The following is a 24,300-nucleotide window of genomic DNA, read 5'->3' on the forward strand; positions in this document are numbered from 1 at the left end:
CATGACACCTGCTTGTTAATAGTGCGCTTAAATAAGTAGAATTTGTACTACTAATAATAAGTTACAAACTTTTTCCATCAATGACAAAAAAGCCCCAGTTAACTAACAAAAAAAATCACGCAATCAAACAAAGTCAGAAAGCATGTGATTTGGAAAGTCTATTATAGTCGGTGTGGATAAACCTTTGTTAACTAAACAGTGAAAAGATAAGGGCGAAACAGAATCCAGCTTTAACCCATAGAACGCGTTCGCGATAGAAAAGCGGCAAACGCCTCACGAGCTTCTTTGGATTTCAGTCGATCCTTAAAAATACGCCCCTCACGCATCAGTGCCATTTGAACGTCATCTTGACACCGATATTTCAATAAATCCTTACTTAACATCACCGCTTCTGCCGGCAAATTCGTCAGCTTTTGGGCGTATTGCAACGCCACCTCATATGCCTCACCTGAGTCACAAAGATGATTCACTAAGCCCATAGCCTGTGCCTCTACACCACTAAAAGCGTCCCCTAAAATAAGTACCTCAAAGGCTTTTTGATAGCCCACTAGCTTGGGTAATAAATAGCTAGAAGCCGCCTCAGGCACGAGTCCCAAATGCACGAAAGGAAACTGAAAAGTTGCCTCTCGAGCACTTAATACTAGATCGCAATGGAGCAACATGGTCGCCCCCACACCGACAGCCCTCCCTTCAACCCCCGCGACCAATGGTTTTTTATAGCCACTTAATGTTTGTAAAAATGTAAGAGCGGAGGACATTTTGTCTGGATTTTGAGCAACTTGTAAAAACTCATTGATGTCGTTCCCGGCGGAGAATTCACCATTGGCCCCATGAATTAAGGTGACTTTGATCGAGTCGTCCTGCTCGGCTCGCTGTAAAGCAAGTGCCAAGTTGTCATACATTTCTAAGGTAATGGCATTTTTTTTATCAGGGCGATTCATTTGTAAAACCTGCACACCCGACAAACAGGTTTCAACAACCATATCTGTAGTCAGTTCGCTCATTTACACCTCCTCTTCAGGTAGGCGAATCACATCCTCTGTCACTAATTTGCGTACCATTGGGCCATCATCAGACCAACCATGGCAAGAATTCACAAGTCCCTGTAACGTTTTAGAGATCTGTTCTGGGTATTTATCGCTTAATGGGCCCCACATCATTTGATAAGCCGTTGTCGCAGCCACTGGTAGTAATTCAAGTACATGAGTACAACCGACTTTGCCTTTAAACTCTTGTTTTAGCCAACGGCTCCAACCAGGACCAATTCGCGTTCCTTTGATCACTTCAAAGCTTGGTATTGCACCACTACAGTTTGGAAACGGAAACGCATCCATATAAACATGAATATCAATCACTTTAAATGAATCATCTAATGTCATGGTAAGGCCGATATCGTGAAAAGGGCTCCCTTCTGGCACCTTGCTTCCATCAAAATCCCGATAAACATCATAAGTCTTAAGGTCTTTCATATGAGCTTCTATATCCCATAAACCATCATCACGACGATAACCATTTGACTCAACTCGCCGCCGATGCATTAGCTCGCGTTTTGTTTTGCTTCCAACTGCCTTATCAATCTCATGACCGCTATTAGCATCATCTTGTTCTGTCTGTATTTTTTTATTTGATGACATAAAACTAAGACCTCTCTCATTTCCAATTGCTCGGACTGCAAATCTTGCGCTTCTTAGGCCTTTTCATCGCGTAATGATCGACGCAACACCTTACCGACATTGCTCTTAGGAAGCTCTTTGCGTACCTCGACGTATTTAGGTACTTTGTAGGCAGTAAGGTTTTCTTTGCAATAAGTCCGCACCGCTTTTAAATCGATGGAAACATTGGGATCTTTTAATACAATAAAGGCTTTAATAGCCTCGCCTGCTTTTTCATCAGCCACGCCAATAACAGCGGCTTCCAAAATATCTGGATGCGCAGATAAACATTCTTCGACTTCAGTCGGATACACATTAAATCCCGACACGATGATCATATCCTTGGCTCGATCAACGATTTGTAAATAGCCATCTGGATGCTCCATGGCAATATCGCCTGTAATGAAAAAACCATCCTCTGTCATGGCCTCTCGTGTGGCATCTTCACGCTGCCAATAACCCTTCATCACCTGGGGACCTCGCACACATAACATCCCTGCCTCCCCTTGTGCCACAGGCTTCCCACTGTCATCAAGGATACTGATTTCCGTTTCACTAACGGGCAAACCAATGGTACCAATTCGCTCTTTACCATAAGGGTTAAAGGATACAACAGGGGATGTTTCCGTTAATCCGTAGCCTTCAACAATTTTACAGCCAGTGACATCGAACCATTTAGCCGCCGCAGCACTCGTTAAAGGCATACCACCTGAGCAGGTTAATTTGAGTTCGCTAAAATCCACCTCGGAAAATTCAGGGCGATTGCATAGACCAACAAATAGCGTATTCAACCCCGCAAAGCCGGTAAACTTCCACTTTTTCAATTCTTTAATAAAGGCGGGTAAATCCCTCGGATTCGGAATCAAAATAGAATGGCCGCCACGCGACAGCAAACTGAGTCCGTGAATTAAAAAAGCATAAATATGGTAGAGAGGAAGTGGCGCAATAAAAATCTCTTTCCCCTCATGCAGAACACTCTCTAAACGAAAGTTCAGCTGATACATATTCGAAATCAAATTGGCATGAGTCAGCATTGCTCCTTTGGCAATGCCTGTGGTACCTCCGGTGTATTGCAAGACAGCAATATCTTCTGGGGTAATGGTCACGGGAGTTACTGTGTGATGCCGGCCTTTCGCAAGGGCCTCATTTAAAGAGATTGCTTGAGGCAAATGGTAGTTTGGCACCAATTTTTTGATGTACTTCACCACACCGTTAATCAGCAAGCGCTTAGGAGCGCTGTGAAAATCAGCAATCTGAGTGATAATGACGTGTTTAAGCTCGGTTTTATGCAGAATTTTCTCGATGTTATGCGCCATATTCGCAAATACAACGAGAACCTTTGCCCCCGCATCATTAAATTGATGCTCCAGTTCATGAGGGGTATACAAGGGGTTCGTGTTCACCACAATCAACCCAGCTTTTAGCGCACCAAAAAAGACCACTGGGTATTGAATAATATTCGGAAGCTGAATCGCGATGCGATCCCCTTTTTTGACACCCGGCAATTGCTGTAGATAGGCGGCAAATTGGTTTGCTTTCTCTTCCAATTGACGATAGGTAATTGTGTGGCCAACACTGCTAAAGGCAGATAAATCGGCAAACCGTTGACAAGATGCATTGAACACATCCAATAACGATTGGTAATGATGTGGGTTCAGTGAATCCGGAATATAACTACCAGGCGTTTTGGTGCCCAATGCATTACCATCAGGAACACGACTACCGGATACATTTTTCATGGTTTCACTCTCCCTGAGAACAGAGCCAGCTGAAGACTGACCACCCTCATTTTGTGTAGAGATCGAATTGTCCATCTGCATTCTTAACTCCAATTATTGTTTTTGTCAGGAGAATGTGCATTGCTTGGAACTCGCGCCAAATAGTGACTATTTGGCGCTCATGTATGCTATGACCAGCAAAGCTAAAGACTAATGAGGAAAAATCTGCGTCAACTTAGTTGCCAGCATAATATCCCCATCCGCCCGTATTTTTCCCTGCATAAAGGCCGCCATTCCATCCAACTCGCCACTCATCACGTCTTTTAACGTCTGTAAATCCATTTCAAGAGTAACCGTTGGATCATCATGTTCACCTTCAGCAAGAGCACACTTACCATCCTCGATACTAAGGTGATAATGCTCACCTTCATCCATATCAAATTGGAAGACAGCGCTCATATCATCCGCTTCGTCTGCATCAAAACGTCCAAGCATAGCATCAAACACTGCTTTTACTTCACTCATTTCCTATCCTCCAGTCTAGTCTAAAAATACCATCATTCTATTGCGCCTACTCACTTTATAAGCAACTTTTACTCGGCACAGTCACTTCAGCTAAGCATTCAGAAAAAGAAAGTTGTCTTCTTCCATAGCTAATAGGTTACCCGCTCCGGACAACATGGCTTCCGCATGCATTTTTGTCCGTGGCAATAAGCGCTCATAATAAAAGGTCGCCGTTTGCAGTTTCGCTGTGTAGAAACCTACCTCATCCGTTCCTTCGTCGAGTTTCGTTTGCGCAACAACAGCCATCCGAGCCCAGAAATAGGCTAATACAACATAACCAGAGAACATCAAGTAATCGACTGAAGCCGCACCAACTTCCTCTTTGTTTTTCATGGCCTTCATACCGATTTTCATGGTCACATCCCCCCACTCGCTGTTCAATTTATCCAGCGCAGAGATGTAGGATTTAAAGCGTTTGTCGCCTTTGTGTTCCTTACAAAATTTATGAATGATTTTGGTAAAACGACGCAATGTTGCCCCTTGAGTCATTAAGACTTTTCGTCCTAATAAATCCAACGCCTGAATCCCCGTTGTTCCTTCATAAAGCATGGCAATACGACAGTCACGCACGTTTTGTTCCATTCCCCATTCCGCGATGTACCCATGACCTCCATAGACCTGCAAGCCGTGGTTCGCTGCTTCAAAACCAGTTTCTGTTAAAAATGCCTTCGCAATCGGCGTTAGCAACGACATCAACTCATCCGCCTCAGCTTTATCTTCCTCATTACCGTGCTTCATCTTATCCACCAGCATAGAACAATAATGAATAAGTGCTCGTCCTCCTTCTGCAAAAGCCTTTTGTGTTAACAACATACGACGAACATCAGGATGAAAGATAATCGGATCGGCTGCTTTATCTGGCATTTTGGCACCGGATAGCGCACGCATTTGCAGGCGATCTTTTGCATAAGCAACCGAGTTTTGCAATGCCCACTCTGCATGGGCCAACCCTTGAACCGCCGTTCCTAAGCGAGCAACATTCATGAAGGTAAACATGCAGTTAAGACCACGGTTTGGTGGACCAATCAAAAAGCCCTTAGCACCATCAAAGTTCATCACACAAGTCGCATTACCATGGATGCCCATTTTATGTTCAATAGAACCGCAGGAAACTTGATTGCGTTCGCCCTTATCTCCCGCATCATTGACGGTATATTTAGGCACGATAAAGAGGGAAATTCCTTTGGTACCCGCCGGGGCGTCAGGAAGACGGGCTAAAACGATATGAACAATATTTTCTGCCATATCGTGCTCACCTGCGGAGATGAATATTTTGGTACCGGAGATGGCATAACTGCCATCGCTCTGTGGTTCCGCTTTGGTTTTCAACATCCCCAGATCAGTACCACAGTGGGGCTCAGTCAGACACATGGTGCCCGTCCACTGACCAGAGACAAGTTTGGTTAGATAGGTTTGTTTTTGCTCCTCGGTACCATGCTGCTCAATCGTGTTCATGGCCCCATGACTTAAGCCTGGGTACATCCCCCACGCCCAATTCGAGGTAGCAATCATCTCTGTCACCAGCATCCCCAAAGAATCAGGCAAACCTTGTCCCCCCATACTTTCAGGATGAGATAAAGAGGGCCAGCCGCCTTCGACATACTGGTGATAAGCTTCTTTGAAACCCTCGGGCGTGGTCACCACACCGTCTTTGAATTGACAACCTTGCTGATCGCCAACACGGTTTAAAGGAGAGAGAACGCGCTCAGCAAATTTAGCGCCTTCTTCAAGAATCGCTGACACCATATCGGGTGTCGCCTCTTCTGCTCCTGGCAATTTGGCATAATGACTCTGAAAGTCCAAAACCTCATCGGTAACAAATTTAATATCTCGCAAGGGCGCTTTATATTCTGGCATAACCTATGACCTCTTATTGTTTTTAGTCACATCAAACTCAAACAGAGCGATTAACATACCATAAAGAGTCGTCTATAAGTCGCATTCTCTCAATAACAAAACGAACCAAAATCAATGACAAAATTCATCACGAGAATGGGAGAAATGGTTTTTTCATATAGAGAACGGAGTAAAAACTTTTTCAAAACAAAGCATTGTTTATGACACTCATGAAGTTTTGTGCATTTTGGCCCGTATCAAACAAACATTCAAAACGGCTTTCTTTTAGTACTTCAGCGGTCACAATGGATTGCTCAACAGCACTTACATTAACTTGAACAGAGTGCCCATCCGCCGTATTGATAACCCCTTTGGCCCGCCAAAAACCAGGTTGAGATTGCAAATTCGACAACATGTCAACCAGGGCATCAAGGGCAAAAACATAACGATCCTCCATTACCCATCCCAAGCTGCTTAGTTCGCTATCGCGTTTATGAAATACTGTCACCCCTTGCTTAGGCTGACTGGTAAACGACTCGACTTGATCGTGGTGATCGTGGTGATCGTGGTGATCGTGGTGATCGTGGTGATCGTGGTGATCAATCTTACAAGACTGACGAATTGGCTCAACATTTAACCAATCCAGATCCACAATACCATCGCTAGAAAACCCAATGACGGCTTTTGCAGGCTCAAACTGCTTAGCAAACTCGATAAAGCGCACTTCTTCAAACTCATCATAGGTATCTTGTTTGCTGGCAATCAACACATCGGCCATATTGATTTGGTCGAAAAAGGCCGGATGCCCTAAATAACGAGGATCCGATAAGTTTCGTGCATCCAGCAAGCATATACTCGCTCCAACTTCTAGCACGCCATGGTAATGGGATGCGTTCAGTTGCTTCACTATTTGGTCTGGATGGCCTATCCCTGTGGGTTCAATAATAATTCGGTCAGGGTTGGCTATTTTAATCAGTTCATTCAGTCCTGCTCCAAACGCAGCTGATGTGGTACAACATAAACAGCCCCCTGGCACCTGCTTAACCTTAATACCTTTGCCTTCAATTAAAGCGCCATCAATGCCGACATCACCAAACTCATTAATCAGCACTGCCCAATGTTCGCCATCCGGTACATGAGATAGTAAATGCTGAATCATAGTGGTTTTTCCTGCGCCTAAAAAACCGGTGATTAGCGTTACTTTAATACCTTGATAACGGTCATGGCTTTTACTCATTCAACTCTCCCATTCAGATTAATAAAAGAACGGTTTTCAAGGCAGTTTTACATCTTACTTGCCTAAAAATAGGATACCCTTGACAGGGTAAAGTATAAAAAGAGCAGAATAATAGCACTCTTTCAGCATATTACGCTGATAATCAATTTTACTCTCCGCCCCTCATTGCAGTTCTCATAAAAACGGCGCTATTCTGGTAAACAAACTTCAAGTCGGATGCTGTTTATGAGCTTTATCAAAAAATGCGGTCTTACTTTACTCACTGCTGCCACCTTTCAAACCCAAGCAGCCTCTGTCTGGAAGGTGTCCTCGGGTGATCACACCTTATATATAGGCGGTACCGTACACATGCTCACCCCAGATGACTACCCGTTACCTCACGCTTATGAACAAGCCTATCAAGCTGCAGACAAAGTGGTCTTCGAAACCGATATAAATGCCATCAGCAAACCCGAATTTCTCCAACAGATGCAAGAGCAGCTGTCTTTCACAGATGGCACCACCATTGGCGATGTTATTACCCCAAGCACTTACGACGCACTAAAAGACTACTTAACCACACGCCATGTACCCATTGAAGCCATTCAGCATCTAAAGCCCAGCTCCATCGCCATGACATTAACCACCCTTGAGCTCAAACATATGGGATTCATCAGCGAAGGAGTCGATCAATTTTATGCCAATAAAGCCTTACAAGACCATAAGCCACAAGCCTGGCTAGAGACACCAGATGCACAGATTAAAATGCTATCGGACTTGAACAAGGAAGATAGTAACAACATGGTTCAATACGCCTTAGATGACATAAAAGACATGACAAAAAGTATGAACCAGATTAGAAAAAGCTGGCGTGAAGGCGATCTAGCGGCTATGGAAGCACAAGAGTTGACCGAGTTTAGGCAAGAGTATCCAGAAATCTACCAAGAGCTTCTTGTCAAACGCAATAATACTTGGATGCCTCAAATCCAAAAAATGCTCACCGACAAACCCGTCGAGTTTATTATGGTCGGAACCTTACATTTGGCGGGGCCAGATAGTCTATTAGCCAAACTTCAAGACAGTGGCTACCAAGTTGAAAAACTCTAAATCAGAGAAGGGCATCAATGTCGGCTTTTTGTTTTTCAAGCTGTTTAGGTAAATCATTAATGCAATAGTTAATGTAATACAGAGTGAACAAAAAGGTGTAAATCACATTCATCTTATACACCTGCTGGTGCTCTACTAGAGCCACCTGCTGCAACGCCTTTCTTGCCTTAAATGCCCACACTTCATAAAGAGCCAACAGGCTCACTGAAATAGCCAAACTCAGAAGCGCCACTAAAGGATAAATACTTTCTGAAAAGACACCAGCCCACGCAAAACAAACCGACATAACCAGTAAAAATGGCTGCCCCACCACTTTAATCCCAGTATGACATTGGATTTTATTGGTTGTTGTAAATATCCAAACCAAATTGTAAATTCCAACTGTCACAAGAGTCAGTAACAATAACTGCCATGTTTTCATGTTTACGTCTTTCTTTAATGCGGCAATATCAGACATGCGGTCACTCACTCTAAAACAGGTTTGAAAGCGCGCATCTTAACGACTAAAACGAATAAAAACCAATACATACCTGAAAAAAATCCATTCAATAAGTATCGTTCTCGGAGCGAACATAAATGGACGGCGAGCCATCAAATGCCATCTCAACATTAAAAACAATTGGGCGGCAACAAACTTGACAGTCTTCAATATATTCTTGGCTCTCTTCTAACACTTCAACCATCACCTCAATCGCCTCTCCACAATAAGGGCATGAGATATCGGTGGTGAGTAAATCGTTCATACACAGACTCCATACAAGCATTACAAATATACAATAGCCTAACGACTTAACATTTGGACGCCAAGCAGGTAAGCAAGGAATCATTTTTGTTCATCCTTATTTCATACCAGTGAAGCACAAAACGAGGTAAATGGCTCAATTCAGTTGTCAGCACTTATTCAGTCGGTGATAATGACTGTTTTGATCAGCAATTGTGGATAACGAAAACTTATGATGTCGAATAACCCTAATAAGAATGACCTTCCAGTAATTATTGCAGGTGGCGGTATCGGTGGCTTAACACTGGCCTTAACACTCGAACAAATAGGCATTCAATGTGTTGTCTATGAAAGTGTCGCCGAGCTAAAACCACTGGGGGTTGGCATCAATATTCAGCCCAACGCAGTACGAGAGCTATATGATTTAGGGTTAGACACAACGCAACTTGATAAAATTGGTCTACAAACAAAAGAATGGGCGTTGGTAGGACTAAATGGAAAGGAAGTCTATTGCGAACCTCGTGGCACAGATGCGGGCTATCATTGGCCTCAATATTCTGTCCATCGCGGCAAACTGCAAATGCTCTTATACCATACGGTTTTAGAGCGACTTGGCGAAGAGTCCATTCAAACAGGCCATAAAGTGACGGGCTACCAAAATACGGATCAGGGAGTGACCGTTCATATTACCAACAAAGAAGGTGAACTGCTGGAAGTCCAAGGCGCCCTACTGATTGCGGCCGATGGTTTACACTCTGCCGTTCGTGCGCAAATGCATCCCTCCCAACCACCTATTCATTGGGGTGGCGCGGTTATGTGGCGCGGCACCACCCAAGCTAAGCCGATTCGCACTGGCGCATCTTTTATTGGTTTAGGGACACATCATCACCGTATCGTGTTTTACCCGATTACACCAGCTGATCCCGTTACAGGATTAGCCACCATCAACTGGATTGCTGAAGTAACGATGGACAATTCACAAGGATGGACAAGTGGTGATTGGAATAAAAAAGTCGATTTGAACGATTTCATCCACCACTTCGAAGACTGGGACTATGACTGGGTCGACATTCAGGGCCTACTTCGCGGAGCAACGGAAGTCTTTGAATACCCCATGATTGACAGGGATCCTATCCCCACTTGGATAGATAATAACGTCGCACTAATGGGCGATGCCGCTCATATTATGTACCCAACAGGCTCGAACGGTGCCAGTCAGGCCATTGTAGACGCCCGTATTCTTGGCGCCGCACTATTGGAGCATGGTGTCAATAGTTCAGCCCTTAGCGCATTTAACAAGCAACTTTGTGAGCCTATTTCTAACGTCGTATTACGTAATCGAGGGGCAGGCCCATTTGTTATTCTAAATGAGCTGGATAAACGCTGTGGCGGAGTGTTTGAGGATATTGAAGACGTTTTTCCTGAGGCTGATCGCCAGGAGTTAATGGCCAACTATAAGGCTGCGGCTGGTTATGCAATCGATGCCCTCAATACCGCCCCACCCACCATTAAAATGAAGAAAAAAGTGGCTTAGCTTTATAAATTGGGAGATAACACATGCTGCAACATTACGTTTTTATCAAATATCAAGAAGGCACATCGGATGACCATATCCAAGCCTTTAAAGACAAAATGCTCGCACTCAAAAACACCATTAAAGAAATCAGACGTATTGAGGTAAGCATTGATGAGCTTCACGAAGAGCGAAGCTGGGATGTTGTCTTGAATATGCAGTTTGACTCACTTGAAGATTTGCGCGCCTACCAAAGGCATCCAAATCACGTTGCAATCGTAGAGTTTAATGGCCCGAAAGTGGCTCAGGCTGGCGCACTGGACTGCCACATTTAGAACGTTTGCCAAAAGCCAATACACACTTAACTTAAAACACACAGAAAACAGCCCAGCATAAACAAACTGGGCTGTTTTTTTCTCAATGTACTCTTTATTTTTAGTAGGCATGACAACGCTTCATAGCTTAGCCACATTCTCCGTCTCAAAGGAAAGTACAAGCAAGCAACCGAACGCCCATCCTAATCGAAAAAATGCCTATTTCAAGGTTCCCATGGCTAACCAGAAATAGTCACTCTCTTCAATACTGACATCATGACAAAACTCCTCCATCAAAACCTCTAACTCTTCTTGGTTAGGGAAGTTTTTTAGTACCTCATAGCCACTGCCGTCCGAGAGTGTTCTCATCTGAAAAGTATCCCCATACTCGCTACGGGACGATATGGGCGTGCTACTGCCTTCAACATAGCGATTATCAAATAAAATCACCCTAGAACCAGGTTTCATAGCTCGGTCAATGCCTTTCATAAAGGTTCGACGCTGTTGCATTTTTATGTGGGAGAAGAAAAATCCTGCTAAAAAAACATCAAACTCACTGCTATCGGGAATCTGAAATGCATCCATCACTCGGTAGTCAACATGCCCACCTTCACAACTGTCTAACGCACTTTTAGCCAGTTTTTCGGATGCATCTGTCGCCAGTACGTAAAGCGCTGCGTTGGCTATTCGTCGTGTCCAATACCCGGTACCACAGGCCGCTTCTAACACTCGTCGACCAAGAACCGATGCTTCAAGCCTACGTTGCAACCACGCCAAATCGTCTTGTCTTTCAATAATAGAGTAGATTTGTTCATATTCAGGTTGTCGTTGTTCATAATACTCAAGCATCCAGCAGCCCTCTTACTATTCAAATCAATTAAAACGGTTATCCGAAGAAGCGTTGTAAGACGACCTATATCCACGGCCAACAAAACACGCCCCTCTAAAAGGGCAATTATATCAAATCACATATTCCTGCCCACCCATGATGACGCACTGGCCTCCTCCGATTTCGGCAGGATTCATATACATTTTTTACGATTTTTCTCCCCAAATCCTCCGTCTTTTTTTATACTAGCCGCCCCTTGGCATAAAACTGACCAAAAAATCAGTTTTACTATCTTATCTTGGCGTGTTGATGATGAATAATAACAACCATTATCTAACATTTAGGTTTCACATCACGCCACCCCATTAGCAATAAGGTTTCTCTATGTTTGAACGTTATTTTCAGCTCAAGGCGCACAACACCACGGTGCGCAAAGAAGTCATTGGTGGTGTTACCACATTCTTAACCATGGCTTACATCATTTTCGTCAACCCATCCATTCTTGCGCAAGCAGGTATGGATCAAGGGGCTGTCTTTGTTGCCACCTGCCTTGCCTCCGCAGTAGGCTGTTTGATCATGGGGCTATACGCCAACTACCCCATTGCACTCGCACCAGGAATGGGACTCAATGCTTTTTTTACCTACAGTGTCGTATTAGGCATGCATTACACTTGGGAACAAGCATTAGGCGCAGTGTTTCTATCCGGTATCATCTTTATTCTCATCAGTATTTTTAAGATTCGCGAATGGATCATCAACGCCATACCCAACTCATTAAAATTAGGCATTGCAGCGGGTATTGGTCTGTTTTTGGCCATGATTGCACTGCAAAATGCAGGCATTATTGTTAAAAACCCAGCTACGGCTGTTGGTCTTGGCGATTTATCATCCCCTTCTGCCCTCTACGGATTACTTGGCTTCTTTGTTATTTGCGCTTTGTCCTATTTGAATGTGACAGGGGCTGTGATGATCGGCATTCTATTTATTGCCGTTCTTTCAATGATCTTTGGTCAAAACCACTTTGCAGGGATCGTGTCAGTTCCACCATCTATTGCGCCTACTTTTATGGCCATGGATGTTGAAGGTGCTTTTCAACTCAGCATGATCAGTGTGGTGTTTGCTTTCTTATTCGTGGATCTATTCGATACCTCAGGTACACTTCTTGGCGTGGGTCAACGCGGTGGATTACTTGATAAAGAAGGCAAACTACCCCGCTTGAAAAAAGCCCTTTTAGCAGACTCTAGCGCTACAGCCATCGGCGCAGCACTCGGCACCTCTTCGACAACCAGCTACATTGAAAGCGCATCAGGCGTGGCCGCTGGAGGGCGAACTGGCTTAACCGCTGTTGTTGTTGCTGGTTTATTCTTAGTCAGTTTGTTCTTTTCTCCTTTGGCTGGCTCTATTCCAAGCTACGCCACTGCTGGCGCACTCTTATATGTTGCCGTATTAATGACAAGCAGTCTGGCAAAAGTAAACTGGGATGATATTAGTGATGCGGCTCCCGTGCTCATTGCCGCCTTTTCGATGCCATTGACTCACTCAATTGCCGATGGCATTGCTTTATCCTTTGTTAGTTATGCCATCATCAAAGTTTTATCTGGTCAATATAAGCAAGTAAACATCGCGACCTATGTACTGGCCATCTTGTTTATCTGTAAATTTGTTGTGTTTATCTAAGTGACATACACCAACCTGAGTTGAATAGAAGAGCCCTAAAACGAGTATCAGGATGTCTGATACTCGTTTTTCCTTTATGAACCATTCAATACGCTCCTAATATGAGTGATTTTTAAAAGAGTATTCATGCCCCATAACGCCTTATACACAGACCTTTCTGGCTACTATGACCTGATGTGCGCCGATATAGACTATAAAGCACAAAGCGATAGTGCCCATCGCATGCACCAAATTTTTGGTAATGGTGGAAAACGCCACTTAGATTTGGCCTGTGGAACAGGACCACATATTCAATATTTTTGCGCCACAAACTACGACTGTTCTGGCTTAGATATCAACCAACCCATGCTTGATATCGCTCAAGAGCGCTGCCCCCAGGCACAATTTTCACTCGGCAACATGTGTGCATTTCGTTACGAAAAGCGCTTTGATTTAATTACCTGTTTCTTGTATTCCATTCATTACAGCGGCGTTCTTAAAGAACTGGCAGGGTGCATCGAAAGTGCTCACGGTGCATTAGAAAAAGGCGGTGTATTCTTTTTTAATGTGGTGGATAAGCATCAGATCAATAATGACTTATTTATTCAACACAGTATCAACCATGAAGACAGTTGCTTCACCTTCCGGTCAGCCTGGCACTATGTTGGCAACGGTGAAAAGCAAACATTAAACTTAAGCATTAACAAAGTCTCGAACGACTCTCAACAAACTTGGCAAGATGCACATCCAATGGTGGCGTTAGACTTTGATGAACTACAAGACATGCTATCACCATATTTTGAAGTGCATATCTTTGAACATGACTATGAAAAAATCATACCGTGGCAAAGGCAATCAGGAAATGCGATCTTTGTGTGCGTAAAAGCTTAGCGAATACAAACGGCGAACGGTAAACAGACCTGCGACTTATGCCATCGCGCGATATTTTAAAATCAAGCTGATAATCTCATGATCACTCACAGTAGAAGATAAAGACTCATTCACAGACCGTCTCTGAGGGAGGCGGATATTAAATTTACTTTTCAATATCGCAATGACTTGAGAGTCGGAATTAGGGTCAATAATCTGCCCTGCAAAAATACAAATTCGTTTTAAGAAGAAATCTTTGTTACCAGTAACCATAATTTACCTTTATGCTGTATTCAAAAGAGACGTGTGGAAACACCGTGTGACCCCTAGCCAAAGAAAAATGACAAGAGCGAATGTGGTATATGCGTCATAGGGAGAGTAGAAAATATATCGTCCTCCCACTCTACTCCAAAATACTAGGATTAGATAATGCTTTTTGTCAAAAAACCTAAGGATTAGGTAAAGTCTCCATCCTTTCTCCTCATAATCCAAAGCGTTTGCAGGCAACCCAACCAATAGACAGTGACGAGCAACCTCCCTAGCTTTTTACCTCCTAATTAAAAATCACGAAAACCTCATAAGAGGTCACTAAAACAATACCATACTGACAATGACCATGTTATAAAAAGAAACGTTGTCTAAAGCACACAAGAGATTGCATATCGTTAACAGGATGTTAAGGAAGTTTTAGTATGGCAATGGCCAATTTGGTTTCTATCATTATGCCCGTTTATCAAGGACAGATGACCCTTATAAGAGCGCTCAACTCCCTATTTAAACAAACTTACTCAAACTGGGAGTGCATCCTCATCGCAGATGATAGCTTCGATTATAAATCGTGGTTGAAGCAACAGGGTATACAAGATGTAAGACTGCGTTTTACTCAAACAGAGCAAAAACGGAGTGGCCCTAATATTGCCCGAAACGTCGGCAAGAAACTCGCAAGAGGCGAATGGATTGCCCCCTTGGATGTGGATGATCTCTACTACCCTACTCGCTTAGCACGACTTATTCCCCTTGCTCAGACATCAGGTCTCTCACTTGATAATGTCTGTGTGGTGAATGATGACTCTCAACAAACCATTACCATGGGGTTCAAACAAACACCCACCCAACTTTCGATTGACGACTTTTTTACTACGAATACTCCTTTGCTTTTTTTATTTCATCATAGTTTAGCCCAACACAGTTGGGAGCCCATTGCCAGAGGAGGCGACACTCTCTTTAACTTAAGGGCATTAGAAACTGCTAGCTATGCCACATTTCATCAAGAAGCTCTACACGAATACCGAGTGCATAAACGATCTATGTGCCATACTCCCAATGTAGGTAATATTTTTGACCAAGCTTATCAGGAAACCTTGCAGCGCCTCTATATGGATGGACTTGGTTTTCAAAATACCCAGTTTAAAAATAAAGTCATCGAGCTTATCACCTATAAAAAAACACTGAATTTAGCCTTCGAAAAAGCCATAAAAAATGGTTTTAATGGCGACTTTCAAGCTTTCAGTTCAGATATTCAAAGCAAGAGTAAAATGCGTTTGAGCAACAATAAAAGACACCTTATGAGCACGCCTCTTTAGCAAGAGCAAAAACGACCACCTCTCTCTAGAAAGTAAAAAGCCAGAGCATAAACTCTGGCTTTTCGAAAATCAGGGAAAGTCCCTAACACATTAAGGAAAACACATTAAACAATCTTGGTTAGCCAATTATGCTTATCTTGCGCATTTCCCCACTGGATATCATTTAGCGTTTTACGCAATTTCTCTGCGATTGGACCAGGCTCACCGGATCCTACTTTGAACTCTTTGCCATTATGGATAAAAGTCCCAACAGAGGTCAGTACCGCAGCGGTTCCTGATAGAACCGCTTCAACGCCCGGCTTAGCCGCACGTTCTAGCAATTCACTAACGGTCAATTCTCGCTCACTAACGGTCATGCCAAGATCTTTTGCAATCGTCAAAATGGAAGAACGTGTCACGCCATGTAAAAAGCTCGAATCCAACGCTTTGGTAATAATTTCATTACCGTCAATTAATAAGAAGTTCGCCGCTCCCGTCTCTTGCACATCCCCATTAGGACAAAACAATATTTGATCTGCCTGAACGTCTTCTTTGGCTTTCATGATCGGTCCAAGTGCACTGGCATAGTTACCGCCACTTTTAATCATTCCCATATGAGGCGCACAGCGCTGTCCATTTTCTTCAAGAAGAATGCGTAAAGCATGCGCACCACCTGAAAAATAATCTCCAACCGGAGACAACAAAACATACACCATAGAGGTTAAACTGGGGGCCGCCGCTTTACCGATAATGGCTTCTGTACCAATGTGCGTTGGACGAATATACATAGAGCCTGGTGGCTCAGGAACATCATTAGCAAACTCAGCCACAATATCTTTGATCATTTGAGCTACTTGCTCTTCATCTACTTCTGGTAAGGCTAATAAACGGCTGCTTTGTGAAAAACGTTTGATATTTTGATCCATACGGAACACATGAACACTACCATCAGCATGACGAAACGCTTTTAAGCCTTCAAAACAAGTACTAGAGTAGTGCAATACATGCGCACCTGGGTGCATTGGGATACTATCAGATGGGACAATCCTAGATTCACCCCATTGGTTATTATCAAATGTTGCTAATGCCATACGAGGCATAAAAATGCTACCAAAAGCCGCCATTATTATTTCCTATACAAATAAATGATTGCGATCATCAATCGCCACTAAATACAGTCAATTTTTCGACCAACCCTGACCGATTCTTTTCACGATATTAAAGCAGAAAGCACCAGCAAGAAAGACTGTTTCGTCTCTAGCAACCAAGCAAACGACTATTTATCGTATTTTTGCGTAATTACTAAAGAAAATGGGCTGGACTGTATTGAGAGATTGGTGGGCTTTCTAATCCCCTGCATTGAACACTGACACCTGACTGCCACCTAATTTTTTCGCTTGATACATGGCAAGATCGGCCTGTTGAATCAGCTCCAATACAGTTGTTACATGATTTTTTCCACTAGAAAGACCAATACTAGCAGAGACATGAAACAACAACCCTTCAATATCAAAAGGTTTACTAATCTCTAACACCATATTTTGCGCAATAATCAACGCATCACTGGCGGAAGAGTCATCACCTAATAATACAAGGAATTCATCTCCACCTTGGCGTGCCACACACCCTGATTCACCAACGCAATGCTGTAGCCTTTGGGCAATTAGTTGTAATAACTTATCTCCTATACCATGACCATAATTATCATTCACTTGTTTAAAGCCATCAATGTCCACAAACAACACATCGGGAGAAAAACCCTTCTCATTTTGACGGCCCCGCAACAACATCTCTTCTAAGCGCTCAAGAAAAAAAGCGCGATTAGGCAAGCCTGTCAATTGGTCATGTGCCGCCATATAGACAAGACGAGACTCCATAACCTTACGTTCTGTAATATCATGGGCCACCGCAATTCGCACCTGGTGCTCTTCAGACCACCGAGCCGACCACAAAACGTGGACAATACGCCCACTCTTGTGAATCCAACGGTTTTCAAAACGGGGTTGAATCTCTCCATTTAACAGCGTTTCCACCACCTTAGTGGTTTTGAACTTATCTTCAGGAAACACCATGCTTTCCATTGACTGACCAATTACCTCACTTGGTGAATAACCAAACACATCTTCAAACGCAGCACTAACAAAAACAAAACGTCCAAAACGGTCGACAACACATACCGCATCAAGCATCAATTCCAACACATCAGAAAGATCAATCAACTCACTCGCTTTCATTTAATCGAATCGCCTCGCTCAAAAAACACCCTCTATTGACCTATCAAACGAACAACCCACCCATAAAACGAACAACACAATAGGTTAAACCTAAGACAGTATTATTATATTAAGCCCATAACAAGATATGGATACTTCTAGGAGCTCTCCCTCTTCAAACAAGCCACCATGGCGAACAAGCCAGTCAATAAGAAAAACATAACCAAATGTTCAAAAAACACCCACATTTTTATCGTTATAACGCCTTATTTTGTAACAGAAAGTAACGTTTATGCATCAATATGGCGCCCGACTGATAACTATGACTAATTTATGAAAGTTTCATCAAAAATAAAAACACACAAAATTGAGTAAATAATAGTCAATAAAATTCTTATTTGAGACATTTATTTATTAAATATATCCTTTATTTGCATATTGGCACGCATTGTGCTTTTAAGAATCACGTAGGGTAAACAATGATGATGTTATGTAATTAAATGTATTGATTGCTTTGTAAGCTTTGTTAGAGGGCAGAAAAGTAACCATCAATACTGACCGTAAAGTCAGCCTAGTGATTGTTCTACATGTTTTTTTGATCACTTTTCGACGTCATGAAAGGTATTTTACGCACCAATATGATGCAAAAAAGAAAGACTTTGTCCGATTTTAGGACGAGATTGGTCTTTATCAGGGTGAATATTGGTTCAACTTATATGCAAGCAACATGTAAAAAATACCTAAGGACACAAAGCAGCCGAAAAGTCCCTACTCAACTAAAGCAGAGAAACAAAAGCGCAGGCAAAAAACAGGAGGAGAGACAGAGACTCAACAGAAAAAATTGGAACACTAAAATAAGTTTAACTTTACCTAGTATGTGCACTTATCAATTCAATAGAAAGCACACTTGATACAATAAACAATGAAGGAATGCATTTCATGAAAAAAGCGATATTCACCCTAGCTACTCCCTTACTGCTAGCAGCAACAGCAGCAAACGCAGCTAGTATCATTAAAACGGATAATTCCAGCTTGGATATTTTTGGTCGTGCTAAGTTTACTGCCCAAAATGATTCTGTAAAAGGTAGCTCGTCCAGCTTTAGTCCTCGTTTAGGTGTCAAAGGACAAATTAACGATGGAAACGGTACTAGCGCCTTTTTTATGACAAGCTGGAGCATGCTATCTTCTGCATCTTCTGCGGCATCAAATAATACAAAAACAGCGTCAGTAGCAGATCCTGACAACCCAACAGACAAAAACAAACGAAACAACGTTCTTACATCATCAGGGGGCGACAACCTTTCAGCTCGCTATCAATTTGTAGGACTTGGGTTTGAGGGGATTGGTAAATTTACATTTGGCCAAACCGACACTCCTTTTTACACTTTAGTAACTAGCGCTACAGATATCTTTAACTATAGTGGCCTTGAGGCTTCATCAAACACATACGGTACTTCTGCTTGGGCATCTAACCTAGCTCTTTACTCAAACACATTCGGCAAACTGTCTGTTGAAGCCTCTTACCAGTTTAAGACAACAGAAGGTGGTGAATCAGACAATGGCTCTGTTGTCGATGCATTTGGTGCAGGCTTAAATTCAGCGAACTTTAAAACGCAAAACAACGCCTATAGTGCTGCTGCCGCTTACGCCCTAACAGATGCTTTAAATCTACGCGCTGGTTACGCGTATCAAACCTTTACCAATAATGCAACCAAATCAAATTATGGTTTAGCCGCTGACTATACAGTTGGTAACTTATACTTTGCTGGTGTATACACTCGCGACAACGAAGATGATGGCCAAAACACAGCCTCTCGTAATGGTTATGAAGTGGCAGCATCTTACAATATGGATAAATACACCTTCACCACAGGTTATGCATACGGCACACAAAACAGTGATGTAGCAACAACACCAAATCCTAATGGTGGAAAACCAACTCAAAATGATGACATCGCCTACGCTAAAGCTTTTAAACTAGGTGTGGCTTACCATGTGTTCAGCAACGTTACAACTCTTGCTCAGATCACACACAACACAAGTGGTTCGAACACATATTTCGGCGGATTAAACTACACGTTTTAATTTAGGCTATTCGCTTAGCTAAAGGGATAAAGTTACAGCAGAATTACTATTAACGTGTTTTTATAGCCTTTTCAGTTACCCCCTTCTGAAAAGCGCTCATTACTGACAATATAGACAGCATTGCTTAAACAACAATTGCGTCTAGACAAAAGAAAAAAGAGGCCGGAGCCTCTTAGTGGAAAAGTGACAAAAACGAGTCAACCAATAATCAGTTTTTATCACCTGAAATTCGACTACCAACAGCAGAGTTCTGATCCTTATATTTGGCATTATCTCGTTTGTTATAGGGACGATCTGCCGCCCCCGACATGGTTTCAAAATTAATGGCGCCGATGGTCATACCTGGACTCAAAGCAATCGGTAACTTACCGCCATTAAGGAATTCCAAGACAATGCCGCCGCTCCAACCCGGATCAATACGGTGTGCAGTCACATGTACCATTAAACCAAGACGAGCCAAAGAAGAACGACCATCCAGCCAACCAACTAAATTATCGGGCAAAGTCACCGATTCTTTCGTCACCCCCAGCACTAACTCCCCAGGATGAATAAAAAACGGGCGACCATCATCAACGAGAATTTCATCACTCATTACAGACTCAATCACTTTGTTAAGATCTGCTTTTGAGCTACTCAAATCCAGATACGGCGCAGGGTGACCTTGAAATACTCGAAACGAGTTACCTAATCGTAAGTCAACAGACACACCACTGATCACACTGTTATCAGGGCGCGGATCAATCACTATAGAACCTTCGTCTAGAGCGGTAATTATATCTCGATCACACAAACGCATTACTTTTCCTCAATCATCGCTCATGCCAATGGTTGGCATGGCAAACTGTTCATTCTGTGGGGACGCTAGAGTAGCACCAAGTTTGCGAGCAATCGACTGATAAATAGCAGCAATATCACCCTCAGGCGCACTAACCACTACAGGGGAACCTGCATCACTCTGTTCTCGAATGGCAAGACTCAAGGGCAATTTACCCAAAACGCCCACATTATATTCTTTCGCCAAGGTGACACCACCTTCCTCACCAAAGATGGCTTCATGATGACCGCAATTCGAGCAAATATGTACTGACATATTTTCTACTAGCCCTAATACAGGAATATTCACTTTATTAAACATCTCAATACCGCGACGTGCATCTAATAAAGCAATGTCTTGTGGAGTCGTCACTATAACAGAACCCGCCACCGGAATTTTTTGTGACAAGGTTAACTGGATGTCACCAGTACCTGGGGGCATATCCACAAACAAGTAATCGAGATCACTCCAATCCGTTTGTGTCAGTATTTGCATCAGCGCCCCAGTCACCATTGGTCCTCGCCAGGCAACAGGCGTATCCTTAGTCGTCAAAAATGCCATGGACATCACTTGAACCCCATGAGCAACAGGCGGAATAAACATCTTTTCATCTCGCACCTGAGGACGAGTACCATCTGCAAAGCCCATCATCATACCTTGGCTGGGCCCATAGATATCGGCATCAAGAATCCCAACACGCGCGCCCTCTCGGGCCATCGCCAACGCCAAATTCACCGTCGTGGTAGATTTACCAACCCCACCTTTGCCTGAGGCAACCGCAATAATGTTCTTCACACCCTGCAACCCAGTGAGATTACCTTGGGTTGCATGGCGCTCCACTTGGCAATCAATTTCCAACAGCACATCACGGCTATCATTTAATTCACGCTTGATACGAGCTTCAAGTGAGGCTTTCTCTTGCTCAGCAGGGTACCCCAGATGCAAGATGAGCATTATACGCTCTGCGTCCGTCTTGATTGTCCAAATAGCACCATAAGCATGGCCATTATTTTCATCAATCAGGCTTTCTAAACGAGACTGTATTTGGCTGTCTAACAGTCGCTGCTTAGGTTGATGATCATCAGTATGTGTTTGAGTTGTCAAAGGAGTATCTCCAACAGATCATTATCAACACGTTTGTGCGAAATGATCCTTGTCATGTGAATTAATAACCAGAATAGAAGCCAATTTGGGGGCAATTTGCAGAAAAGCAAGCCTACCCCTTGCACACGAAGGATGGGCACTTATAATTAGCCGACTTATGATTACCAATAGTACGACGCTCGCTTTTTCAGAAAAACCTATGCAACGTCTCTATCTGGAAAGGCACCTCACTTCCTATTCAGCGCCCGCTACTATTGATAAAATACTCGACTCTTTTTAATCCAGCAGGCTGATCAATAATGGCACAAACGCAACGCAAAATTTTAGTTACCAGCGCCCTTCCCTATGCAAATGGCCCCATCCATTTAGGGCACATGCTGGAACACATCCAAACTGATATTTGGGTGCGTTTTCAGAAACTTCGCGGCCACCTTTGTACCGCTGTATGCGCTGATGATGCACACGGCACCGCCATTATGATAAAAGCGGATCAACAAGGCATTACTTCTGAGCAACTAATCGATCGTGTTCGTCAGGAACATATGGCCGACTTTAAAGACTTCTTAATCGGCTACGATAACTATTATTCAACACACTCAGATGAAAACCGTGAATTCTCTAATTATATTTATAAGCGCTTGCGCGATAACAATAAAATAGCTGTCCGTTCAATCACACAAGCTTATGATCCAGAAAAAGAGATGTTCTTAGCAGATCGATTCATTAAAGGCACCTGTCCTAAATGTAAGGCTGAGGACCAATATGGCGATAACTGTGAAGTCTGTTCTGCCACTTATACGCCGATGGAGATGATTAACCCTCGCTCGGTCTACTCAGGTGCCACGCCTGTAGAAAAAGAATCGGAACATTACTTCTTTAAGCTACCCGAATTTCAAGACTTTTTAGCAAAATGGACACGCAGTGGCACCTTACAAGACCAAGTAGCAAACAAGCTCTCTGAGTGGCTAGACGCAGGTCTAAAAGAATGGGACATCAGCCGCGACGCACCTTATTTCGGCTTTGAAATCCCTGACGCGCCTGGTAAGTACTTTTACGTCTGGTTGGATGCCCCTATCGGCTATATGGCCAGTTTCAAGAACTTGTGTGATCGCACTGAAGGGTTAACCTTTGACGATTACTGGGCTAAAGATTCCGATGCTGAGCTTTACCACTTTATTGGTAAAGACATCATCAACTTCCATGCGCTGTTTTGGCCCGCCATGCTGGACTGCGCGGGTTATCGCACACCAACAGGGGTTAACGCCCATGGCTACGTCACTGTAGACGGTACAAAAATGTCAAAATCGCGCGGCACCTTTATCATGGCGCGCACTTATTTGAACCACTTGGATCCACAATATTTACGCTACTACTTTGCGGCTAAATTAAACGCCAGTGTTGATGATATCGATTTGAGCCTGTCAGACTTTGTGCAGCGAGTGAATTCCGATGTAGTGGGTAAAGTGGTTAATATCGCCAGCCGTACCGCCAGCTTCATTAATAAAAAGTTTGATGGTCAGCTAGCAAGCGATGTTAGTGAAAACGCTATGATTCAATCCTTCATTGACGCAGGCGATGTCATCGCACAACATTTCGAAAGCCGCGAATATGGCAAAGCGATTCGTGAGATTATGCATCTAGCCGATCAAGCCAATGAATACATTGCAGATCAAGCACCATGGGTTTTGGCAAAAGACGAAGCAACCCTACCTAAAGTACAAGAAATTTGTACCGTGGCTCTGAATCTCTTTAGTATATTAGCTACCTATTTAAAACCAGTGATGCCGCAAATGGTTGCCGATGCAGAAGCCTTCCTTGGCAAAGTACTCACTTGGGACAATCGCAGTGAGTTATTGTTTGGCAAAACAGTGAACGCCTTTAAACCATTAATGGCTCGCATTGATCAAAAACAAATCGATGCCATGATAGAAGAAGGAAAAGAAGCCGCCGTCGCTGCAGCAGAAGCGGTTGAAACGTCACAAGCGACGACAGAAACGGAACTCAGCAAAGACCCGATTGCAGCAGAAATTTCTTTTGATGATTTTGCAAAAGTCGATCTGCGTATCGCCCTGATTGCCAAAGCAGAGCATGTGGAAAAAGCCAACAAATTGCTAAAGCTGACACTCGACCTCGGTGGTGAAACACGTACCGTCTTCTCTGGGATTAAATCTGCTTACAAGCCAGAAGACCTAGAAGGCAAATTAACCGTCATGGTAGCCAACCTTGCTCCACGCCAAATGAAGTTTGGCCTATCAGAAGGAATGGTGCTTGCCGCTGGACCAGGTAAAGATGAAATTTATCTATTGGAACCACACGCTGGCGCGAAACCCGGCCAACGAGTGATGTAACCCACTCTTTAGTATAAATAAATAGTAGAGACAAACCTACGCCGATTAAATGTCTCATTTAATCGGCGTATTTCGTGATATTAAGAACATAAAAAAGATTAACAATAAAATAATATTATATAAGTTTTACCTATTAAATATATTCTAAATTAATCTATTTTTCGACGAATTTTAACTT

Annotated in this window: 21 protein-coding genes; 8 read left to right on the forward strand and 13 right to left on the reverse strand. The window is 43.2% G+C overall.

The annotated features are described in order from the left end of the window. Positions 1-230: 230 nt before the first annotated feature. The 6 genes from AC0VYI_RS16585 to AC0VYI_RS16610 all read right to left on the reverse strand — a co-directional run bounded on the left by AC0VYI_RS16585 (position 231) and on the right by AC0VYI_RS16610 (position 7,007). Complete coding sequence (locus AC0VYI_RS16585; protein WP_475444241.1) at positions 231-1,004, reverse strand: enoyl-CoA hydratase-related protein; 774 nt, start codon at positions 1,002-1,004, stop codon at positions 231-233. Then, the gene (locus AC0VYI_RS16590; protein ID WP_475444243.1) at positions 1,005-1,634 is read right to left on the reverse strand and encodes a DUF2889 domain-containing protein; all 630 of its coding nucleotides are present in this window, start codon (positions 1,632-1,634) and stop codon (positions 1,005-1,007) included. A 53-nt stretch (positions 1,635-1,687) separates the two neighbouring features. Continuing rightward, on the reverse strand, positions 1,688-3,391 hold the full coding sequence (locus AC0VYI_RS16595) for an AMP-binding protein (protein ID WP_475449831.1): 1,704 nt from the start codon (positions 3,389-3,391) through the stop codon (positions 1,688-1,690). 189 nt (positions 3,392-3,580) lie between these two features. Further along, positions 3,581-3,895, reverse strand: a complete 315-nt coding sequence (locus tag AC0VYI_RS16600; protein WP_199475317.1) for an SCP2 sterol-binding domain-containing protein — start codon at positions 3,893-3,895, stop codon at positions 3,581-3,583. A gap of 90 nt (positions 3,896-3,985) precedes the next feature. Then, positions 3,986-5,791, reverse strand: a complete 1,806-nt coding sequence (locus AC0VYI_RS16605; protein ID WP_475444245.1) for an acyl-CoA dehydrogenase C-terminal domain-containing protein — start codon at positions 5,789-5,791, stop codon at positions 3,986-3,988. Between the two features lie 181 nt (positions 5,792-5,972). After that, entirely contained in the window at positions 5,973-7,007 is a 1,035-nt protein-coding gene (locus tag AC0VYI_RS16610; protein ID WP_475444247.1) for a CobW family GTP-binding protein, read from the reverse strand. A gap of 225 nt (positions 7,008-7,232) precedes the next feature. On the opposite strand from AC0VYI_RS16610, the gene AC0VYI_RS16615 reads away from it, so the two are divergent. After that, positions 7,233-8,093 carry a TraB/GumN family protein gene (locus tag AC0VYI_RS16615; RefSeq protein WP_475444249.1) on the forward strand — a complete coding sequence of 287 codons (861 nt, stop codon included), beginning with the start codon at positions 7,233-7,235 and terminating at the stop codon, positions 8,091-8,093. A gap of 1 nt (position 8,094) precedes the next feature. Here AC0VYI_RS16615 and AC0VYI_RS16620 read toward each other — a convergent pair whose 3' ends face one another. Both AC0VYI_RS16620 and AC0VYI_RS16625 read right to left on the reverse strand, forming a co-directional pair. Then, on the reverse strand, positions 8,095-8,550 hold the full coding sequence (locus AC0VYI_RS16620; RefSeq protein WP_199475310.1) for a DUF4234 domain-containing protein: 456 nt from the start codon (positions 8,548-8,550) through the stop codon (positions 8,095-8,097). A gap of 88 nt (positions 8,551-8,638) precedes the next feature. Continuing rightward, the gene (locus AC0VYI_RS16625) at positions 8,639-8,836 is read right to left on the reverse strand and encodes a CPXCG motif-containing cysteine-rich protein (protein WP_199475308.1); all 198 of its coding nucleotides are present in this window, start codon (positions 8,834-8,836) and stop codon (positions 8,639-8,641) included. A gap of 210 nt (positions 8,837-9,046) precedes the next feature. On the opposite strand from AC0VYI_RS16625, the gene AC0VYI_RS16630 reads away from it, so the two are divergent. Next, a complete protein-coding gene (locus AC0VYI_RS16630; RefSeq protein ID WP_475444251.1) occupies positions 9,047-10,348 on the forward strand; it encodes a flavin-dependent oxidoreductase in 1,302 nt (433 codons plus the stop codon). 23 nt (positions 10,349-10,371) lie between these two features. After that, positions 10,372-10,662 (forward strand): Dabb family protein, encoded by a 291-nt coding sequence (locus AC0VYI_RS16635; RefSeq protein WP_475444253.1) that lies wholly within the window; start codon positions 10,372-10,374, stop codon positions 10,660-10,662. Between the two features lie 198 nt (positions 10,663-10,860). Here the strand turns inward: AC0VYI_RS16635 and AC0VYI_RS16640 are convergent, their stop codons facing one another. Continuing rightward, a complete protein-coding gene (locus AC0VYI_RS16640) occupies positions 10,861-11,490 on the reverse strand; it encodes a class I SAM-dependent methyltransferase (RefSeq protein WP_475444255.1) in 630 nt (209 codons plus the stop codon). Between the two features lie 364 nt (positions 11,491-11,854). Here AC0VYI_RS16640 and AC0VYI_RS16645 point away from each other — a divergent pair, with 364 nt between their 5' ends. The 3 genes from AC0VYI_RS16645 to AC0VYI_RS16655 all read left to right on the forward strand — a co-directional run bounded on the left by AC0VYI_RS16645 (position 11,855) and on the right by AC0VYI_RS16655 (position 15,579). Continuing rightward, on the forward strand, positions 11,855-13,147 hold the full coding sequence (locus AC0VYI_RS16645; RefSeq protein ID WP_199475302.1) for an NCS2 family permease: 1,293 nt from the start codon (positions 11,855-11,857) through the stop codon (positions 13,145-13,147). 126 nt (positions 13,148-13,273) lie between these two features. Beyond that, complete coding sequence (locus AC0VYI_RS16650) at positions 13,274-14,017, forward strand: class I SAM-dependent DNA methyltransferase (RefSeq protein ID WP_199475300.1); 744 nt, start codon at positions 13,274-13,276, stop codon at positions 14,015-14,017. Positions 14,018-14,688: 671 nt separating this feature from the next. Further along, positions 14,689-15,579, forward strand: a complete 891-nt coding sequence (locus AC0VYI_RS16655; RefSeq protein WP_475444257.1) for a glycosyltransferase family 2 protein — start codon at positions 14,689-14,691, stop codon at positions 15,577-15,579. A gap of 104 nt (positions 15,580-15,683) precedes the next feature. On the opposite strand, the gene AC0VYI_RS16660 is transcribed toward AC0VYI_RS16655, so the two are convergent. Beyond that, complete coding sequence (locus tag AC0VYI_RS16660) at positions 15,684-16,682, reverse strand: branched-chain amino acid aminotransferase (protein WP_199475295.1); 999 nt, start codon at positions 16,680-16,682, stop codon at positions 15,684-15,686. A 222-nt stretch (positions 16,683-16,904) separates the two neighbouring features. Beyond that, the gene (locus AC0VYI_RS16665) at positions 16,905-17,792 is read right to left on the reverse strand and encodes a PAS domain S-box protein (RefSeq protein WP_475444260.1); all 888 of its coding nucleotides are present in this window, start codon (positions 17,790-17,792) and stop codon (positions 16,905-16,907) included. 918 nt (positions 17,793-18,710) lie between these two features. Here AC0VYI_RS16665 and AC0VYI_RS16670 point away from each other — a divergent pair. After that, the gene (locus tag AC0VYI_RS16670) at positions 18,711-19,856 is read left to right on the forward strand and encodes a porin (RefSeq protein ID WP_475444261.1); all 1,146 of its coding nucleotides are present in this window, start codon (positions 18,711-18,713) and stop codon (positions 19,854-19,856) included. A 208-nt stretch (positions 19,857-20,064) separates the two neighbouring features. Here AC0VYI_RS16670 and dcd read toward each other — a convergent pair whose 3' ends face one another. Further along, on the reverse strand, positions 20,065-20,652 hold the full coding sequence (gene dcd, locus AC0VYI_RS16675; protein WP_475444263.1) for a dCTP deaminase: 588 nt from the start codon (positions 20,650-20,652) through the stop codon (positions 20,065-20,067). Positions 20,653-20,661: 9 nt separating this feature from the next. Then, entirely contained in the window at positions 20,662-21,774 is a 1,113-nt protein-coding gene (gene apbC / locus AC0VYI_RS16680; RefSeq protein WP_475444265.1) for an iron-sulfur cluster carrier protein ApbC, read from the reverse strand. Between the two features lie 299 nt (positions 21,775-22,073). On the opposite strand from apbC, the gene metG reads away from it, so the two are divergent. Then, positions 22,074-24,122, forward strand: a complete 2,049-nt coding sequence (gene metG, locus AC0VYI_RS16685; RefSeq protein WP_475444267.1) for a methionine--tRNA ligase — start codon at positions 22,074-22,076, stop codon at positions 24,120-24,122. The last annotated feature ends 178 nt before the right edge of the window (positions 24,123-24,300 follow it).

Source organism: Marinomonas sp. 63XJN7_9_ISO-PGPR-S23-217, assembly GCF_056173515.1.

Coding starts and splice junctions, on each gene's coding strand:
- metG (WP_475444267.1), top strand. CDS start 22,074: ATGGCACAAACGCAACGCAAAATTTTAGTTACCAGCGCCCTTCCCTAT.
- AC0VYI_RS16640 (WP_475444255.1), bottom strand. CDS start 11,490: ATGCTTGAGTATTATGAACAACGACAACCTGAATATGAACAAATCTAC.
- AC0VYI_RS16650 (WP_199475300.1), top strand. CDS start 13,274: ATGCCCCATAACGCCTTATACACAGACCTTTCTGGCTACTATGACCTG.
- AC0VYI_RS16660 (WP_199475295.1), bottom strand. CDS start 16,682: ATGGCGGCTTTTGGTAGCATTTTTATGCCTCGTATGGCATTAGCAACA.
- AC0VYI_RS16665 (WP_475444260.1), bottom strand. CDS start 17,792: ATGAAAGCGAGTGAGTTGATTGATCTTTCTGATGTGTTGGAATTGATG.
- AC0VYI_RS16615 (WP_475444249.1), top strand. CDS start 7,233: ATGAGCTTTATCAAAAAATGCGGTCTTACTTTACTCACTGCTGCCACC.
- AC0VYI_RS16670 (WP_475444261.1), top strand. CDS start 18,711: ATGAAAAAAGCGATATTCACCCTAGCTACTCCCTTACTGCTAGCAGCA.
- AC0VYI_RS16635 (WP_475444253.1), top strand. CDS start 10,372: ATGCTGCAACATTACGTTTTTATCAAATATCAAGAAGGCACATCGGAT.
- AC0VYI_RS16595 (WP_475449831.1), bottom strand. CDS start 3,391: ATGAAAAATGTATCCGGTAGTCGTGTTCCTGATGGTAATGCATTGGGC.
- AC0VYI_RS16630 (WP_475444251.1), top strand. CDS start 9,047: ATGATGTCGAATAACCCTAATAAGAATGACCTTCCAGTAATTATTGCA.
- AC0VYI_RS16620 (WP_199475310.1), bottom strand. CDS start 8,550: ATGTCTGATATTGCCGCATTAAAGAAAGACGTAAACATGAAAACATGG.
- AC0VYI_RS16610 (WP_475444247.1), bottom strand. CDS start 7,007: ATGAGTAAAAGCCATGACCGTTATCAAGGTATTAAAGTAACGCTAATC.
- AC0VYI_RS16600 (WP_199475317.1), bottom strand. CDS start 3,895: ATGAGTGAAGTAAAAGCAGTGTTTGATGCTATGCTTGGACGTTTTGAT.
- AC0VYI_RS16625 (WP_199475308.1), bottom strand. CDS start 8,836: ATGAACGATTTACTCACCACCGATATCTCATGCCCTTATTGTGGAGAG.
- AC0VYI_RS16585 (WP_475444241.1), bottom strand. CDS start 1,004: ATGAGCGAACTGACTACAGATATGGTTGTTGAAACCTGTTTGTCGGGT.
- AC0VYI_RS16590 (WP_475444243.1), bottom strand. CDS start 1,634: ATGTCATCAAATAAAAAAATACAGACAGAACAAGATGATGCTAATAGC.
- AC0VYI_RS16655 (WP_475444257.1), top strand. CDS start 14,689: ATGGCAATGGCCAATTTGGTTTCTATCATTATGCCCGTTTATCAAGGA.
- dcd (WP_475444263.1), bottom strand. CDS start 20,652: ATGCGTTTGTGTGATCGAGATATAATTACCGCTCTAGACGAAGGTTCT.
- AC0VYI_RS16605 (WP_475444245.1), bottom strand. CDS start 5,791: ATGCCAGAATATAAAGCGCCCTTGCGAGATATTAAATTTGTTACCGAT.
- AC0VYI_RS16645 (WP_199475302.1), top strand. CDS start 11,855: ATGTTTGAACGTTATTTTCAGCTCAAGGCGCACAACACCACGGTGCGC.